The sequence below is a fragment of the Gordonia sp. Z-3 genome (assembly GCF_036233855.1).
In the GTDB taxonomy this organism is placed as follows: domain Bacteria; phylum Actinomycetota; class Actinomycetes; order Mycobacteriales; family Mycobacteriaceae; genus Gordonia; species Gordonia tangerina.
This window is the reverse complement of the sequence record NZ_JAZARS010000009.1, coordinates 1-16565: the sequence shown is the minus strand read 5'-3', so window position 1 is coordinate 16565 and position 16565 is coordinate 1. Positions and strand designations below refer to the sequence as shown.

Here is a 16565-nt window from a genome sequence, read left to right as displayed (position 1 = left end):
GTGTATCTGCGCTGGGCCGTCGCGGCTTTGACGTTCGTGAGCCGAGCCGTTCGTGAGCCGAGCCGCCCTCGCGCGGTAGCAATATGAAACAAGTGTAGCCAATGGCTACCGCGAACGTCTCGCGTCGGGAGTACCGCCGCTGCACCCGCACACCGCTGCGGTACGCACAGATCTCACTACGATGAGCGTCATGGTGATGGCAGATCGTCGCGAGGTGCAGACGGCGGCAGGTCCGATCACGGCCCTGACGGTCGTGGGGCTCGCCGAGAGTCTGGTCAACGGTCTGGCGCGGGTACCGCTGCGACGACCCTGGCAGGGGCCCGGTGGGTTGTTGGACAACCTCGGGCAGTCGGTGACCCGGCAGGTCGTCCGGTCGTTCATGGGCTACTCGATGGGTTTGCCGATCGAAGAGTTCCGGTCCATGGAGAAGGTGCTCGACGACATCTGCCGAGTGGTGATGCCGCCGTTCGTCGCGGTGAGCAACGGCGTCGAGATCACCGCCGACACCATCGGCGGAGTGCCCGGCCTCTGGTGTCGCGCCAAGGCCAGCTCGGACGCCTATGTGGACGACCAGGAGGACAAGCAGACGATCGGCGCCACCATCCTGTACCTCCACGGTGGCGGCTACATCGGGACGTCGCCGATCATGTATACCGCGTTCGCCGCTGCGCTCGTAAGACACACCGGCTTCGAGGTATTCATCGCCGACTATCGGATGGCTCCGGAATTCCCCTTCCCGGCCGGCGTACATGACGCGGCCGACGTCTACCGTGGCCTGCTCGACCGCGGGGTTGCGCCGGAGCACCTCGTGGTGGCCGGCGATTCCGGCGGTGGCGGCCTGGCCACCTCACTGATCTCTCACCTGCACGATCACTCGATGCCCATGCCGGCGGCGGCCGCGCTGTTCTCGCCGGAGGTCGATCTCGATCTGGACCGCCCGTCCATCACCGAGAACGCGCAGCTCGACATCCTGCCGTGGAATGTACCGGTCACCCCGTATCTGCATGGTGTGCAGCCCAACGACTCCCGCGTCTCGGTCATCTACGCCGATGTCGACGCGGAGTGGTTTCCGCCGACCTTCGTGTGCTGGGGAGCCGACGAGATGTTCCGCGACGGCATCCGGGAGTTCGTCGACGTCTTGGAGAAGGCGGGCGTGCGAGTTGCCGCGATGGAGGAATTCGGCATGTTCCACGTGTTCCCGATCCTGATGCCGTGGGCCGAACCGGCCAAACGAGTGTTCCGCGCACTGCACGAACTCGCCGCTGCACACGTCGCCCCCGACCCCGACGCCGAACAAACCCACTGAGGCGGTCTGGGTCGTCGGCGATACCCGACCACCGTCACCCGGGGGGGTTATGCCCCCGTTACCGAGGTCGCAACCGGGTTGCGGTGGACTCGAGGTGCGCGATCGCGTCCCGCGCATCGATTAGCGTCGGTGTCGTAGGAGGTGGTCACGTGGCGCATGCGGCATCGACAGACCCGTTGTGGCTGTTCGGAGATCAACTCGGCCGACACATCTTCTCGGCCGCCGAGCACGACGATCGCGAGGTGGTGTTGATCGAGTCGTCGACGGCCTTTCGCCGTCGTGGCGGCCACCGACAGAAAGCGCACGTTCTGCTGTCCGGGATGCGACATCTCGCCGACGAGCTCGGTGATCGCGCCCAACTCTGGCAGGCCGAGACCTACCGTGACGCGCTCGCTGCGCTCGGCCGCCCCGTGGTGGTGCATGAACCGAGTTCGCGAGCCGCAGCGCGATTCGTGCACCGACTCTGGGTCGAGGGACTGGTGTCGGAGATCCTGCCGAACCCATCTTTTGCGCTGTCCCGCCGTGACTTCCGCCAATGGGCAGGCGATTGCGAACGATTCCGCATGGAAGAGTTCTACCGAGACCAGCGTCGGCGGTTCGAGGTGCTGATGGACGGTGACGAACCATTCGGCGGCACATGGAATTTCGATCGCGACAACCGCGAGCCGCCGCCGCGTCGGCGGACTCTCGGGATCGACGATCCGTGGTGGCCCACCGAGGATGACATCGACGAACAGGTACGTGCCGACCTCGACACCATGGATGTGGCGTTCACCGGCGACGACGGCCCGCGGCTGTTCGCAGTCACCCATGACGAGGCGCAGCGAGCGCTGGCCCATTTCGTCGGTCACCGGCTGGCCACGTTCGGCCGATGGGAGGACGCCATCATGGGCGAGGACTGGGCGATGTCGCATTCGCTGTTGTCGGTGCCGCTGAACCTCTCGTTACTCCATCCGCTCGACGTCGTCGGCGCCGCGGAGGACGCCACCCGGGCCGGCGACGTCGAGCTGGCGTCGGCGGAAGGATTCATCCGGCAGATCCTCGGGTGGCGCGAGTTCGTGTGGCACCTCTACTGGCACTTTGGATCCGACTACCCGTCCAGCAATCACCTGGATGCGCATCGATCGTTGCCGCGCTGGTTCCGTGAACTCGACGACGCCGCGGTCACCGCGCGATGTTTGTCCGATGCGTTGGCCGGAGTTCGTGAGCGGGGTTGGGTGCACCACATCCCCCGCCTGATGGTGCTGGGTAGCCACGCTTTGCAGCGCGGATACGATCCGGCCGAGCTCACCGAATGGTTTCGCGCCAACTTCGTCGATGGATTCGACTGGGTCATGCCGGTGAACGTGATCGGCATGAGTCAGCACGCCGATGGCGGGCTGATGGCCACCAAGCCATACACGTCCGGGGGCGCCTACATCTCCCGGATGTCCGATCTCTGCGCCGACTGTGCTTTCGACCCCAGGACGCGAGTCGGCGAGAAGGCCTGCCCCTTCACCGCCGGCTACTGGGCGTTCACCCATCGCCACCGGGAGATGCTGCGGTCCAATCATCGCACCGCACGTGCCGTGGCCTCGATGGGACGCCTCGACGATCTCGATGCATTACTCGAGCAGGAGCGACATCGGGATTCGTTCTGAGTTCTCTCACACCAGCGGTCGCCCGAAGCGGTTGCGCAACCGCACATCCCACAGCAGCGCACGGAACATCAGTTGCGACAGCCACAACGGCTTGCGTCGTTCGCGCTGCACCTGACGATCGACATAGGAATCGAACCACTGTTGGTCGGTTGCGGACCAGGAGACCCGGAGTGCCGTCCGGAAACGTTCGGGCAGGTAGCCGATCGTGCGCCGATACTTCGTCGGCCCGTAGCGCCGCTGGATCCACGGGTGCGCATAGCCGAAATGGGCGATGTCGAGCAGAAACTCACGGACCTCGTCGCCGATCTCGATGTCCTCGACCTGCCGATCCCAGTACACCTGGAACTGCTCGCGGTCGGCGGGCCACATCTCGGCCGGCATCTGCAGGGTGGTGCCGACGACCATGCCCTGACGGTAGAAGGTGTCGCGCTCGACACCGGTCAATGGTCCGTGCACGCGCTCGTAAATGTCTTCCCAACCGTAGTAAAGACAGGCCGCAACCCACAGCTGCAGTTCGGGATTCATGGCGTTGTACTCGACCGGACTGTCCCCGTGCGAGCGAACCTGGGCGTGCTGCCGATTGACGGCCTGGCGATAGCGACGTCGATCCTCTGCAGTGCCCATCGCGGCCACCGCGAGGTAGGACGCGGTGGTGCGAGCTCGTTTGATCGGATGTCGGTCGAGACGACCGCTCTTGACGGTGCTGTGTGCCACGCCGTATCCGACCGCGGGGTTGGCCAACTGCATGATCACGTTGGCGGTGCTCATCGTCTGCCCCATCGACAGCAGCGACCGTGCGAACATGCTGCTGTCCATCTGGTCCATCTCGGCGCGTGACATGCGCTGTGTACTGGTCATTGCCATACCCTATCTGACTACGTCTGTGTTCAGAATAGCGCCTGAGCATGCCGGAGTCGAGCCACACGCGGTGATGAGAACCGCCATGGTGGCGAAAACCACCACCTGGCGGCAGATGGGCGGCGGTACACTCGGGTATGTCGATGATGACAACCGGACGAGGTGCGCCGTACCCGGACAGCGACAAGACGGCGCCTGGAGGTCCGGAAGTCGATGTCATGGCTGATATTGGTGTTGTCTGGTGTGCTGGAGGCCGTCTGGGCCACCGCACTCGGTCGGTCGGAAGGATTCAGCAAACCGACGCCCACGATCATTTTCTTTATGGCACTGGTCGTTTCGATGGCGGGTCTGGCGTATGCGATGCGCGATCTGCCGACCGGCACCGCATATGCGGTGTGGGTGGGTATCGGTGCCTCGCTGACCGTCGTCATCGCGATGGTCACCGGCGCCGAGGCGGCTTCATGGCTCAAAGTGGGCCTCATCCTGACGATCGTCGCATCGGTGGTCGGGTTGAAGTTGGCACACTGATGAATCGGGCTGGACCGCGAAAGGACGTGCATTCGTGAGTGTTCGAGTGTTGATCGCCGACGTGTCGGTGTCCTTCCACGCCCCGTGTGAGGCGGTTTTCGATTACCTCAGCGACCCGGAGAACCGCCCGGACTGGCAGTCGAGTCTGCGTGCTGTGAACAACCTGACGACGCCGAGTGGCCGGGCCGGTGACGTCGGAACCAGTTGGACCGATGTCACCGTTGCCCCCTGGGTCGCCCCGCGACTGGAGGTCACCGAGTGCGTGGCGGGTCGACGTTGGGCGGAGATCGGTGCCTGGCATACGGTCGACGCCCATCTGTCTCTGGAGTTCTGCGAGACCTCCCGGCCCGGCACAGATGTCCGCGCACTCGCCCATCTGACCGTCCCGGTGTTCCTCGCGCCGCTGCTGCCGATGCTGCGCCTGCTGACGCCGCCGGCGCTGCGCAGCGACCTGCGACGCGCAGCGGAACTGGTCGGTGCGACCGCCTCCTCGGGTCAGTCGGCTGCAGACGCGTAACTGATCCGGATGGGCCGGATCACCGCACGGTGCGTGCTCCCGTCGGGGTCGAGAACCCAGACGGCTGCTGCGATGTGGCCGGTCGACACGAGACGTCCGGTCACATGGAGCACGGTCGGTTCGTCGCCGACACACACCGGCCGGACGAACCGCGTCTCGCAACCGGTGATCATCGCCCGGTGATCGCGAGCCCACCGCTGGGCATACTTCAGCACAATGGCAACCAGCAGCAGTCCATGTGCCACCGGCGCATCGAGTCCGGCTGCGCGCGCGGCGGCCGGTTCGATGTGGATGGCGTTGTCGTCACCCGATGCCGCGGCGTAGCGTCGGACACGGTCAAGTGTGAGGTGCTCCTCGGCGTCCCACAGCGGGGCGTCGAGGTCGGTGTGAGACGCCACGTGACTCATCCGTCGGCCTCTTCTGATCGAAAGACCAGCGTGGAAGTGCTGTCGGCGATCGGCAGGGTCTCGTCGGCGGCATGGATGTCGCTGCGGACCGTGAGTTGGGTTGCGCCGGCGCGATGTCGCACGCTCGTGACGGTGAGCAGGCCGGTGAGCAGATCCCCGCGCCGAGGCGGTCGACGCACATGCAGCGCCTCGGATGTGTGCACGATGCCATCGCGCGGGACCACTCCGGCATCCATGGCCTGGTGGGCGAGTTCGACGCTCACTCGGAAGACGACGGACACGGGGGTCTCGGCCTCCGAAACGTCCACCACCTCGGCAAAAGAAGCGATCAGGGCGTCATCGACGGCCACCGCTACCGGTGTCCGGAAGACCATTCCCTCGACCAGCTTCGTGGCCATGCTTAACGCTAGCGAATCCGAATGCGCGGCACCAGGTGCGTTGCCGGCGAATGTCCCCGTCGCCGATGTTGTGGCTGGGCTGATGGCTGATGGCTGGGGACGAGGGTGGGTCACCCCTCGTCGGGGCCGTTCGGGACCACCAGTGAATGGTCGAAGGCGTAGACGATCGCGGCGGCACGGTCGCGCAGATCGAGTTTGGTGAAGATGTGGTTGACGTGACTCTTGACCGTGACCTCGGAGATGAACAGGCGGGCGCCGATCTCGCCGTTCGTGTGTCCGCGTGCCATCAGCTTCAACACCTCGAGCTCGCGGTCGGTGAGTCGGTGGCGCGGGGACCGCCCGTGGTCGGGAGCAGAACGTCGAAACCCATGCAGGACACGAGCAGTCACCGCAGGATCGAGAAAAGCGCCGTCGGCGACGACAGCGCGCACGGCCCAGATCAGCGACTCCGCAGGCGAATCCTTGAGGATGAAGCCCGCCGCCCCGGCGCGCAGGGCCCCCGAGAGGAGTTGGTCGTCGTCGAAGGTGGTCAAGACCAGCACCGGCGGCGGTGCGGCCATGCGCCGGACCGCCGCGGTGGCGGTGATGCCGTCGACGTGGCGCATCCGCAGATCCATCAGGATGATGTCGGGGGTACAGGCGGAGACGCTGGTGACCACCTCGCTGCCGTCACCGCACTCCCCGACGATGTCGAACCCGTCACGGGCTCGAAGTATTCGGCGCAGGCCGGTACGAACCAGTTCCTGGTCGTCGACGAGCAGAACGCGGATCGGGTCGGCGTCGACCGCGACGGGATGCGTCGATGACATCAGACCGCCGTCCGCTCGACCGCCGCCGATTCGGGAGAAGCGGCCGTCGGGAAGACCGCGCGTACCACCCATTCATCGGCGTCCGGGCGGACATCCACCGCGCCGCCCAACAATCGCGCCCGCTGCTTCATCCCTTCGATCCCCGATCCGTCGGTTCCGGGCCGCGCGCCCGGCGCATAGGGGTTGCGCACGCACAGTGACACCTGGTCGTCGGCGCGCAGTGTGATCGACGCCGACGGCGTGGAAGCGTGTTTCACCACGTTCGCGAGTGATTCCTGGGTGATCCGGTAGAGAGCCGAGCCAATTGGGCCGGGGACGGCGGTGAGGTCACCGCTGCGATCGACGGACACTGTCAGACCGGCCTTCCGGTATTCGTCGATCAGATGCTCCACATCGCAGGCGCCCGGGGTGGGCGCGGCTTCGGCGCCGTCGGTGCCGAGGACCTTGACGATGAATCGGATCTCGGTCATCGCCTGGCGGCCGAGTCGCTCGGCGTCCTCGAGGGCCTCGAGCGCGTCGGCGCGATCACCGTCCTGCAGGGCGCGCCGCGCGCCGGTGACGTTGAGCATGGTGATCGACAACGAATGTGCGATGACGTCATGGACCTCGCGGGCGATCCGCCGGCGCTCGTCGCCGGCCGCGCGATCGGCTCGCACGCGTTGGGCGCGCACCTCGTTCTCCGACAACAGTTTCTGATACAGCATCATGTATCCGACCAGCCATCCGCACAGGATCGCGAGCAGGTACGCGGCGGGTGACTGCAAATGATCGGTGACTCCCGCGATGACGATCACGGTGATCGACAGCGCCAGGACCGCGACGCTCGCGCGCAACGACTCCATCGCGGCGGCGATCGCCGTGGTCAAGGCCAGAAACAGCGGCGCGATGTCCAGTGACACCGGGTCCATCAGCATCAGCCCGGTCGACACGGCCGCCAAGATGTTGCACGGCAGTTTGCTCTGCAACCACAGGTCGAGCAGGAGCGATATCAGGGCGACGCCCGCACCCATCAGGGCCCACCAAGGAGGATCGATCGGCACACGCTGCGCGGTGGCACCGATGATGATCGTGAACGAACCGAGCAGCGTCACCGCGGTGAAGAGCGGCGGGTATCCCTCGCCGGCCAACTCCAGTCGGCTGCGTATCCACCTGATCGATGACCTCACCGCCACAAGGATAAGCGGTCGGCGGCCGGGGGCATCGCATTCTGGGTGGAAACCGACTCCACCCTCGGGTGGAGAACGGTTCCGACTTCGGGATGCAGATCGGCGATCGGCTGCCGCCTAGCGTCATCGGTACCGGCAGCGACCCAACCCCAGACCCGAGGTGAGAGCAATGTCCATGTGCGCCCGCGACTACCTGAACCGATGGTTGACCGAGACCACTCCTGTTCTCCCGCAGGGAATTGTGGTGGTCGGATTCAGCGATACGCAGAGATCGTGGACCGCGGCAATCACTGCGGCCGCCGCTCTCGACCGACGTAGTCGGATCGTACTGGCGATGGCCACCACCCGTCCACGACCGCCGAGGTCGGATACTTTCGGCTACGACGCGCTGCGCGCCGATTCATACCTGCTGTCGGAACGGGCGATTCTGGATGAGAAGCTTCGCGAGGCAAAGGAAGTGGTGCTGGGCCGAACGTCGGCGACGGTGACGACCGAGGCCGTGGTCGCCGACCCGGTCCACGGGCTCGCCGAGGTCGCCGCGCGCGTGCGCGCAACTGCCGTGGTGGTGGGTATGGGCCACGACCATCCCACACCGCAGGTGCGTCGTATGGCTCGCGCGCTACCCGATGGAGTCTCACTCTTCGCCACGGACGGTCGAGATCACGTGCGGGTCATACCTCGGGCCGCAGCGCGGTCGGCGAACCGTCGTCCGGTGCTTTCTCCGGTACCGCATGCGGCCGGGGCGTGAGGGCTGGACCGGACATCCCGACGGGGGCCGATGAGTATCCCCAGGTGGCCGACGACCCGGCGTCGGCCTCCGGCAGCTGCCGGCCCTAGCCGGACGTGGTGGCGACCCCCTTCGGTGCCCCCGCAGACATGAAGCCGAAGAGATACCCGGCGATCCGGCGCATCTGGATCTCGTCGGCGCCCTCGGTGATCCGGTAACGACGATGGTGCCGGTAGATGTGCTCGAACGGCTCATGGCGCGAGTAGCCTCGACCGCCGAAGACCTGCATCGCCTGATCGGCGGCGTCGCAACAGAGTCGGTTGGCCTGGTAGTTGCACATGGAGACCTCCTGAGAGGCCGCGAACGGACCGTAGGTGTCCATCCTCCATGCTGTCTCCCGGATCAACGATCGCAGCATCGCCGCACGAGTGTGCAGTTCCACCAACGGGAACTGGATCGCTTGATTGGTCGACAGCTTCTTGCCGAACGGGGATCGCTCGTTGGCGTGTCCTACCGCCCGATCGATGCAGTACTGCGCCGCGCCAAGGCTCGAGGCTGCCTGACGGATTCGGTTCTCGTTGAAGAAGTGCTGGACGATCTGCAGGCCGCGGCCCTCCTCACCCATGATCGCCGAGTGGGGCACACGGACGTCCCGCAAGGTGATGTGGGCGTGATCGGTGGGCATGTTGAAGGTCCACAGGTACTCTTCGACAGCGAATCCGGCGGCCTGCGGGTCCACCAGGAACGCCGTGATGCCGCGAGCATCGCCGGCTTCGCCGCTGGTTCGGGCGAAGATGATGTCGCGATGCGCGACGTGGATGCCGGTGTTCCAAGTCTTCTCTCCGTTGATCACCCACGTATCGCCGTCGCGAACCGCGGTGGTCTCCATGTGAGTGGCATCCGAGCCGTGTTCGGGCTCGGTGATACCGAAGGCGAAAAACCGCTCTCCGGCCGCCAACGCCTCGACCCATTCCTCTTTCTGTTCGGGCGAACCGTACTCGAGCATCAGCAGCAAACCGACGTTGTTGCCCACGATCGCGTGTTCGTTCTGCAGGTCGCAGTGCAGGCCGAGCCCCTTGGCCGCCAGGTGCTCCCGGATGACGGCCATCGACAGATTCGAACCGTCGCGACCGCCGTACGCGGCCGGGAACGGATATCGGAAGTGTCCGGCTGCATCGGCACGACGACGTGCCTCCCGCAGCAGTGCCTCCCACTCGGCGCTGGGCAGACCACCACGGTCCCAGTCGGTGCGCGCATCCTCACGACGGTGGTCGAAGAACCGTATGTTGTCGTCGGTCTGCTCGAGCGGCACGATCTCGGCAGCGATGAACGCATCGAGCTCAGCCAGGTAGTCCGTCAGGGATTCGGGCAGTGCGAAGTCCACGTGTCAAACGCCTCTCGGTCGGCAATCGGGTTGGTCAGCAATCGGGTTGGGTGAGATGTTTGGGGTTGGCGACCGTGAGACGGTCGATCACCTCGGCGGCGACCACGGCTCGTATCCTGTCGTCACCGGCGGCCAGCGAACCGCTGCGCAGTGCGTCGGCGAGTTCGGCGCTGCTGTGCACGCCGAGTGGGGCCAGTCGTCGACGGCTCGCTTCGGCCTGCTGGGCACCGAGCAGTACCTGTCGGCGGACCGTGGCGAGCACGTTACCCGCCACCCGGGTCCGAAAACGCACCTGCGGAGAGATTCCGCTGTCGGCGGCGACCTCGTCGGTCAGGAAACCCGACACGGCGTCGAGCAGATCGAGCAACGCGGGCGCGGTGTGTGGATCCCCGTCGGCAGCAAGCGCGGTTTCCTCGGTGTTCAGCGGGTCGGGTATCGAGACAGGTGTGGTGATGCCGAGAGTGAGCAACGCATCGAATTCCTGCTCGGCACTGCGTCGTCCGATGGCGGCGAGTTCCATCGAACGTTCGGTACCGTCGAGATACCGATTGGCCTGCGAGCCGCAGATGAGGCCCCACCGCACCGTGGCGTAGAGCTCCCACCACCGCAGGGCGTCCTCCGTCGGTCGCCAGCCCGCCACCTGCGCGTAGGCGTCGAGTAGATCTGCGCGCGCACCCATCCCGGCGACCGGGCGTGGTACACCGAACCGCCAGGCCTTGGCGCACAACCAGCCGAGATCCTCCATCGGGTCCCCGAGATGGGCCAGCTCCCAGTCGAGTACGGCCGAGATCCGATCCGGCGTGATCAACAGGTTGCCCAGCCGGAAGTCGCCGTGTACCACGGTGTCACTCGGAGCGGATTCGGGCCGATGGCGATCGAGCCAGTCGATGGCGAGCACGAGTCCCGCCGGTGCGCGAGCGTACTCACGAGCGAACAGGGTGTGCAGCGCCTCGATCGGGTCGCCGATGTGGTCGAGGCCGGTCGAGGTCGACTTCATCGCGTGAATGCGGGCGAGTACGGTGCCCGCTTGTCGCGCGAAGTCATCGCGCACTGAACCGTAGGCGTCATCACGCAGGATTCGTCGGGCGATGGACTCACCATCGACGAAACGCATGACCGCATAAGGGAACCCGAGGACGCTCTGCTCGTCGGCGGAGTCGCTGAGGTCGAGGACCTCGGGGACGGGTACACCGGCGACGTACGCGGCCCGGAGCACATCGACCTCGCTGCGCAACCCGCCTGCGCCGGTCGCTGCGGCCGGTGCGGCTCGCACGATGATTGCTTCGTCGCCGCGTTCGTCCCCGACCGTGACCGCGTACGTGGTGCGGCTGGCGCCAGCAGGTACGACGCGAGCGTCCCGCAGCGTCACCGGTCGATCCCACACGGTGCTCAACCGTTCCGCGATACGCTCGCCCACCTCGGTCGGGTCGGTCGACCTCATCATGCTCATCTCGGTCACTGCTCGTGCCCCCTCACCCTTCGCGGTCCGACGATGCGACGCTACCCGAACCGACCGAGGGCTCCGTCGGTTACTCGAAAATCAACTGAACGGAAGCCATTCCGGCCGGGAGGAACCCCGGGGGACGAGAATCGTGCGGTACTCCCCCGGCGTGCGTGTCATCTGCACCTGGTCGGTGACGCCTTGGTAGCGCCCGAGCGGCGTATCGGCCGTGAACACTTCCGGATCGAGGTAGACGTGACGGTCGTCGTCGCCGGAGCGCCCCGCCACCTGATGGGCGTACTCGCGGTCGAACACGCCCATGCCCACGATCCACAGCGCGGCCCGGGTCAGCGACACGTGCACGCGATAGCTCCCGCCCTCCTGTGCGCGTCGAGACAGCGCCTCCACGATCCCCGCGGTCATCAACCACGACACGATGTAGTCGTTGACGACCAGGATCGGGGGGAGCGCCGGACGGTCGCCTCCGCCTTCGTACAACATCATCCCGGCCAGGCTTCCGGCAGTTTGGTCGAAGCCCACCCAGGACGACCACGGCCCCGTCTCACCGTTGAGTGAGGCTGTCGCGTAGACGATGCCGCGGTGACCGGCGGCCACGTCGGCCGCCGACAGCCCGATCCCGTCGAGATAGCCCGGTCGCCGGTTGGCGTAGAAGATGTCAGCATCGGCGAGGAGATGGCGAAGGCGTTGCGCTCCTTCGCCTTTGTAAGGATTCAGCAGCGTGGAGCGCACTCCGACGTTGGCGCTGACGTAGGTTGCGTCGTGCTCGAGTTCATTGGGGCGCCACACGTTGAGCACGTCGGCTCCGTGCAGGGCCAAGGCCCGTCCGACTCCGGCGCCGGCGATCACATGGCCCATGCCCAGGGCGCGCAGGCCGTCCAGTGGCCCGGTGGCGCCGGCCGGGACGGCGACCGGGTCTCCATCGGAGATCTTGGTGACCTCCACGAGCGGCATGTCGGCGAGAACGTCACGGAAATGCGGCTCGTCCAGGATGTCGGGGACCGTGCGCAACATCGGCATCACCACGCCCGCGTCGGCGCCGGCTGCCTCGAGTTCGATTCCCTTCCAGGACGCTATCGCCTCGGCGACGGCTTCCTCGTCGTCCGGCACACCGAGCAGCTTCTGCGCTGCCACCTTGATCTTGGGATAGGGGTTGAGCGGCATCATCCAGCGGTCGTCGGCGGTCCGATAGAAGCGGAATCCCAAGGCATTCGAGGGGTTCGACGGGGTGCCTGCAGGATAACCGTTGACCAGTTCCCAGCGACGATCGTAGAAGGGGCACAGGCGATGCGGGGCACTGCGCAGATCGACGGTGATGTCCTGCCCGTCACCACCGCGAACCTGCCATAGTTTGGCGATCGCAGCCGACTTCGCGGCCAGTGCGATCGCCGCCGCACCACCCAGACGTAACGTACTGGGCACCACGGGATCGGCTCCTAGGAACCTGATGGTGCCCCCGGTGTCGGTGGCGCGCATACCGATGGAGCCGAGCACATCCTCGAGTTCGGTCCGCGGATCGAAAGTGTCGTCAGTGGCAGGGTTCTCGGCGGCGGTGCGGAGCCGATCGGTCAGGCTGGTCAACGCTGCTCCTCGGTCGTCGGGACGCGGTCGGAGTCATCATCGGCGAGCAGGTCGTCGGGGATCAACACCTGGCGTGAGCGCAGGTACTCCCCGATGGCCTTGCCGACCTGGTCGACGCGTGTGTTCGACGACCCGCCGGTACCCAACAGCCCTCGGATCACGAAATGCACCGCTTGCAGTTCCGGGAACTCGTGGCGGTCCACGTCGAGGTCCTTGGCCTCGGGAAGCAGCCTGCGAAGCTCATCGCTGCTCAGAAAGCCTCTCAGCCACAACCACACCCGCGGATCACGCGTCCAGATGCCGACATTGCTGTTGCCGCCCTTGTCGCCGCTTCGGGCGTGCGCCACCAGTCCCAGAGGGGCGCGGGTGACCCGATCCGGGAGCGGCGCCTCCCGGGGTTCGGGGTGAACGGGCTGCGCCACCACGTCGGTGGTCGGCGGAATCGCGGCCGCGACCCTCCGACCGTCGTCGAGAACGGCGCGATGATCGAGAACTGTCAACGGGAGCAGGCCCGGCCAGTAGTCGATGCGAGGTCGAGGGCTCGAATGCAGACCGGCCGCGCCGTCGTGATAGTAGCCGGGGATGCCCTGCAGATAGAGGCTCCCCAGACGGCGGGCCAGATCGGCCTCGGCGAGGGCGTCGGCGGTCGGCGCGGTGGCCATCACGCGAAGCGCCACGGTGGCCGCCCACTGCGACTCCGGGTCGGCTGCCGGAGTGCCGATGGGCGCCAGGTCCAGCGTCACGCCGTCGGGCAGACCGGGCATGAGCTGATCGCGGATCAGCGCGATCTTCTCCTCGATATGCGGTGAGGTCACGAACACGGTGTTGACGACGGAGAATCCGATGGGTCCGAAGATCGCGACCTTCGTGGTGTGTGGTGGGGGGCCGCCGAGCGCACCGGACACCGCAACGCGGTCGGGTCCGACGTCGCGGACCCGGAGATCGTCGAGGCGAACGGTGACGTCAGGATTGAGATACACCGGCCCCTGGATCTCGTACATGATCTGCGCGGTCACCGTGTCGCGGGTGACCGCCCCGCCGTCGCGTGCGTGTTTGGTCACGACACAACTGCCGTCCGCGGCGATCTCGGCGATGGGAAAGCCCGGCACGGTGCGGTGTGGGATGTCGAGGAATCCGGAGAAGTTGCCGCCGACGGCGTGCGGGCCGCATTCGATGATGTGTCCGGCCACGACCGCGCCCGCCAATGCGTCGAAGTCCGACGTATGCCACCCGTGCCACCACGCGGCCGGACCCACGGTCAGCGATGCGTCGGTCACACGACCACAGACCACGATGTCAGCGCCGGAGTCGAGCGCTGCGGCCACTCCCCAACCGCCGAGGTAGGCGTTGGCGGCGAACGGGGTGGCCGCCCAGTCGGCCAGCGGTGCGCCGCCATCGAGATTGTCGAACCGGTGCCCGTCGCGCCGCAGCCGCGGCAATTCGTCGAGGATGTTGTCCCCGTCGACGTGAGCCACCCGCAGTTCGACCCCTGCGGCGGCGATCTCGTCGCGCAGCGCGGCCGCGAGGCCCGCGGGATGGAACCCGCCGGCGTTGGTCACCACTTTGATCCCGCGGTCGGCGATCGCCGCCAGGTGTGGGCGTACCTGGTCGACGAAGTAGTCGACGTAGCCGCGGCGGGGGTCGCGCTGGTAGGCCGCCGACAGCGCGGCCAGCGTGATCTCGGCGAGGTAGTCACCGACCAGTACGTCGAACCGATCGCCCGCCATCGCCTCGTCGACGGCGCTACGCCGGTCTCCGAAGTATCCGGAGAAGTTCGCGACCCGAATCGGCTCGCGTGTCATGTTCGGCCCTCTTTCTCGTTGTGTGTGCCTGCTTGCCACGCTAGGTCGATCGAGGTGTCGATCACCATCATCAATGTGGACAGTGGCGTGTGACCGGATCGGTCATGGCCCCGGCGGCGTCGATAAGGTATGCGGTGTGGACCTGATCGGACTGCGCTACTTCGTCGCGGTCGCCGAAGAACGCAATTTCACCCGGGCGGCGGCGCGGCTGCACATGGCGGCATCGCCGCTGAGCCGGCGGATCAAGGACCTCGAGCGCGAGTTCGGTGCGGCGTTGTTCGTCCGAGCGCACCATCACATCGAACTGACCCGAGCGGGCGCGGCGCTGCTGCCGCGGGCACTCGATGTGCTCGAGCGGGTCGACGGCCTGGCCGACGTCGTGCGTGAGGCGGACGCGACGACGCCGCGACAAGCGGTGATCGGCATCGCCCCCGAGGTGTCGGCGACGGTGCGGGACACCTTTCTGGCCGATCTCGCCGCGGCCCATCCAGACATCGTCCCGCGCCTGTACCCGGCCAGTACCGAGCCCCTGCTGCGGGATCTGCGCGCTGGTCAGGTCGATCTCGCGCTCGTGCACGGCCCGGTCGGTGGTGCCGAGGTGGACAGCAGATTTCTCGAGCGGCAGCCGGTGGGTGTCGCCGTCGGTTCCGATCTCATCTCCGCCGGCCGTACCTCGATCACGCTGGCCGACCTGACCGACATCCCGTTCGCCTCGATCAACCACGACTCCGCGCCGGAGATCTATCGCAACCTCGATGATCTGCTCGACCGCCACGGGATTCGCAAGCGGATCACCTTGACCGGGGACAACTTTGCCGGACTGGCGCACCTGGTCGCGAGCGGTCAGGCATTCACCTTGGTCGGGTTGGGCAATGGCATGGCCAACCGGCTCTTCTACGGTGAGCCTGTTGCCATTCTGCCGATCGACGGGCTGCGCGCGGCGATCACCACGGTTGCGGCCTGGCGGTCCAATCGCGCGGGAGCAGAACGTCTGGTGGCCGATCTCGTCACGACCGCCGAGGCACTGGATCTCCAGGCGGCCGCATCCGGGATGGCGCCGCCTGCGGTGCGCTGAGACGGGGCACCAGCTCAGGCCTGAGTTGGACCTCCCGACCGGATTTTCGGGGTTCGGTTGATTGTTGGTGCTGGTCAGGGCGTTGGTGGCCTCGAATCTCGAGCACTAATTGTGGCGGATATGGTCGGTTGGGAGCCCGTATGTCCGGAAGGTGAGGACCGCGTCGGGGGCGACCGCGGTGCAGATCGCCGAGACCGTGCAGGGTCACCGGCGGATCGTGGAACATATCGGTTCCGCGCATACCGAGGCGGAGTTGGCGGCGATGATCGCGGTGGCCAAAGGCAAGATCGACGCCGGCCAGCAACACCTTGACCTGCAATTATCGGGGGCAGAACAGGTGCGGGCCGCGGGCGAGGCGGTGATCACCCGCTATTCCAGCGAACTGTTGTGGACCACTTTGACCAGCTCGTATCGGCGGCTGGGCTTCGGTGTGCTCGGCGATGACACCTTCGCCGCGTTGGTGTGCGCGCGGCTGGTCGAGCCGACCAGCAAACTCGACACCCTGCGCGTGCTCGACGACATCGGCATCGATGCGCCGCACCTGTCGAGCATCAAACGCGCGTTGGCCCGATGTGTCGACCGCGACTACCGCCGCCAATTATCGAGAGCCTGCCTCGATCACGTCACCGCGCAGGGACCCGGTGTGGCGCTGGTGCTCTACGACTTGACCACGTTGTATTTCGAAGCCGAGGACGAAGACCAGCTACGCAAGGTCGGGATGAGCAAAGAACGCCGCGTCGACCCACAGATCACGGTCGGTTTGTTGGTGGCGCGCAACGGATTCCCACTCGACATCCATGTCTTCGAAGGCAATAGAGCGGAGACCAAGATGCTGATTCCGGTCATCACCGGTTTCGTCGAACGCCACGAGATCACCGACATGGTCGTCGTCGCCGATGCCGGCATGC

General features: G+C 66.3%; 16 protein-coding genes and 1 riboswitch. Of the genes, 7 read left to right on the top strand and 9 right to left on the bottom strand.

Going from position 1 to position 16565, the window contains the following annotated elements:
- Positions 1-190: 190 nt before the first annotated feature.
- Both VX037_RS12025 and VX037_RS12020 read left to right on the top strand, forming a co-directional pair.
- Positions 191-1306 (top strand): alpha/beta hydrolase, encoded by a 1116-nt coding sequence (locus VX037_RS12025; RefSeq protein ID WP_235726009.1) that lies wholly within the window; start codon positions 191-193, stop codon positions 1304-1306.
- A 149-nt stretch (positions 1307-1455) separates the two neighbouring features.
- A complete protein-coding gene (locus VX037_RS12020) occupies positions 1456-2946 on the top strand; it encodes a cryptochrome/photolyase family protein (protein ID WP_328714415.1) in 1491 nt (496 codons plus the stop codon).
- 6 nt (positions 2947-2952) lie between these two features.
- Here VX037_RS12020 and VX037_RS12015 read toward each other — a convergent pair whose 3' ends face one another.
- Positions 2953-3804, bottom strand: coding sequence for an oxygenase MpaB family protein (locus VX037_RS12015; RefSeq protein ID WP_328714413.1), 852 nt, complete (start codon positions 3802-3804; stop codon positions 2953-2955).
- 134 nt (positions 3805-3938) lie between these two features.
- Positions 3939-4002: riboswitch (guanidine-III (ykkC-III) riboswitch) on the top strand.
- 15 nt (positions 4003-4017) lie between these two features.
- Here VX037_RS12015 and VX037_RS12010 point away from each other — a divergent pair.
- Both VX037_RS12010 and VX037_RS12005 read left to right on the top strand, forming a co-directional pair.
- Entirely contained in the window at positions 4018-4332 is a 315-nt protein-coding gene (locus tag VX037_RS12010; protein WP_235726012.1) for a DMT family transporter, read from the top strand.
- Positions 4333-4366: 34 nt separating this feature from the next.
- Positions 4367-4849, top strand: a complete 483-nt coding sequence (locus VX037_RS12005; RefSeq protein ID WP_235726013.1) for an SRPBCC family protein — start codon at positions 4367-4369, stop codon at positions 4847-4849.
- Here the strand turns inward: VX037_RS12005 and VX037_RS12000 are convergent.
- From VX037_RS12000 to VX037_RS11985, 4 genes are all read right to left on the bottom strand, one after another.
- Positions 4828-5247 carry a MaoC family dehydratase gene (locus tag VX037_RS12000; protein ID WP_287015512.1) on the bottom strand — a complete coding sequence of 140 codons (420 nt, stop codon included), beginning with the start codon at positions 5245-5247 and terminating at the stop codon, positions 4828-4830. The two genes, VX037_RS12005 and VX037_RS12000, sit on opposite strands and share 22 nt — an antisense overlap.
- 5 nt (positions 5248-5252) lie before the next feature.
- Positions 5253-5654, bottom strand: a complete 402-nt coding sequence (locus VX037_RS11995) for a hypothetical protein (protein ID WP_328714412.1) — start codon at positions 5652-5654, stop codon at positions 5253-5255.
- A 110-nt stretch (positions 5655-5764) separates the two neighbouring features.
- On the bottom strand, positions 5765-6463 hold the full coding sequence (locus VX037_RS11990) for a response regulator transcription factor (protein WP_328714411.1): 699 nt from the start codon (positions 6461-6463) through the stop codon (positions 5765-5767).
- Positions 6463-7629 (bottom strand): sensor histidine kinase, encoded by a 1167-nt coding sequence (locus VX037_RS11985; RefSeq protein ID WP_328714409.1) that lies wholly within the window; start codon positions 7627-7629, stop codon positions 6463-6465. Before VX037_RS11985 ends, VX037_RS11990 begins: the two co-directional genes overlap by 1 nt.
- A 169-nt stretch (positions 7630-7798) precedes the next feature.
- Here VX037_RS11985 and VX037_RS11980 point away from each other — a divergent pair, with 169 nt between their 5' ends.
- Positions 7799-8377, top strand: a complete 579-nt coding sequence (locus tag VX037_RS11980) for a hypothetical protein (protein WP_328714407.1) — start codon at positions 7799-7801, stop codon at positions 8375-8377.
- An 85-nt stretch (positions 8378-8462) separates the two neighbouring features.
- On the opposite strand, the gene VX037_RS11975 is transcribed toward VX037_RS11980, so the two are convergent.
- The 4 genes from VX037_RS11975 to VX037_RS11960 form a co-directional block, all read right to left on the bottom strand.
- Complete coding sequence (locus VX037_RS11975; protein WP_235726019.1) at positions 8463-9740, bottom strand: acyl-CoA dehydrogenase family protein; 1278 nt, start codon at positions 9738-9740, stop codon at positions 8463-8465.
- 34 nt (positions 9741-9774) lie between these two features.
- Complete coding sequence (locus VX037_RS11970; protein ID WP_442903668.1) at positions 9775-11181, bottom strand: phosphotransferase family protein; 1407 nt, start codon at positions 11179-11181, stop codon at positions 9775-9777.
- 99 nt (positions 11182-11280) lie between these two features.
- Complete coding sequence (locus VX037_RS11965) at positions 11281-12780, bottom strand: CoA transferase (protein WP_328714403.1); 1500 nt, start codon at positions 12778-12780, stop codon at positions 11281-11283.
- Complete coding sequence (locus tag VX037_RS11960) at positions 12777-14582, bottom strand: acyclic terpene utilization AtuA family protein (protein ID WP_328714401.1); 1806 nt, start codon at positions 14580-14582, stop codon at positions 12777-12779. The genes VX037_RS11965 and VX037_RS11960 overlap by 4 nt, the downstream gene beginning before the upstream one ends.
- A 136-nt stretch (positions 14583-14718) precedes the next feature.
- On the opposite strand from VX037_RS11960, the gene VX037_RS11955 reads away from it, so the two are divergent.
- Both VX037_RS11955 and VX037_RS11950 read left to right on the top strand, forming a co-directional pair.
- Entirely contained in the window at positions 14719-15657 is a 939-nt protein-coding gene (locus VX037_RS11955; protein WP_328714399.1) for a LysR family transcriptional regulator, read from the top strand.
- 118 nt (positions 15658-15775) lie between these two features.
- On the top strand, positions 15776-16565 hold a 790-nt coding region (locus tag VX037_RS11950), incomplete at its 3' end, for an IS1634 family transposase (protein WP_442903667.1).

What these genes read in the sequence shown, in the direction of transcription:
- VX037_RS12025 (WP_235726009.1), top strand. Translation starts at nt 191, where the DNA reads ATGGTGATGGCAGATCGTCGCGAGGTGCAGACGGCGGCAGGTCCGATC.
- VX037_RS12015 (WP_328714413.1), bottom strand. Translation starts at nt 3,804, where the DNA reads ATGACCAGTACACAGCGCATGTCACGCGCCGAGATGGACCAGATGGAC.
- VX037_RS12010 (WP_235726012.1), top strand. Translation starts at nt 4,018, where the DNA reads ATGTCATGGCTGATATTGGTGTTGTCTGGTGTGCTGGAGGCCGTCTGG.
- VX037_RS11995 (WP_328714412.1), bottom strand. Translation starts at nt 5,654, where the DNA reads ATGGCCACGAAGCTGGTCGAGGGAATGGTCTTCCGGACACCGGTAGCG.
- VX037_RS11990 (WP_328714411.1), bottom strand. Translation starts at nt 6,463, where the DNA reads ATGTCATCGACGCATCCCGTCGCGGTCGACGCCGACCCGATCCGCGTT.
- VX037_RS11980 (WP_328714407.1), top strand. Translation starts at nt 7,799, where the DNA reads ATGTCCATGTGCGCCCGCGACTACCTGAACCGATGGTTGACCGAGACC.
- VX037_RS11970 (WP_442903668.1), bottom strand. Translation starts at nt 11,181, where the DNA reads ATGAGGTCGACCGACCCGACCGAGGTGGGCGAGCGTATCGCGGAACGG.
- VX037_RS11960 (WP_328714401.1), bottom strand. Translation starts at nt 14,582, where the DNA reads ATGACACGCGAGCCGATTCGGGTCGCGAACTTCTCCGGATACTTCGGA.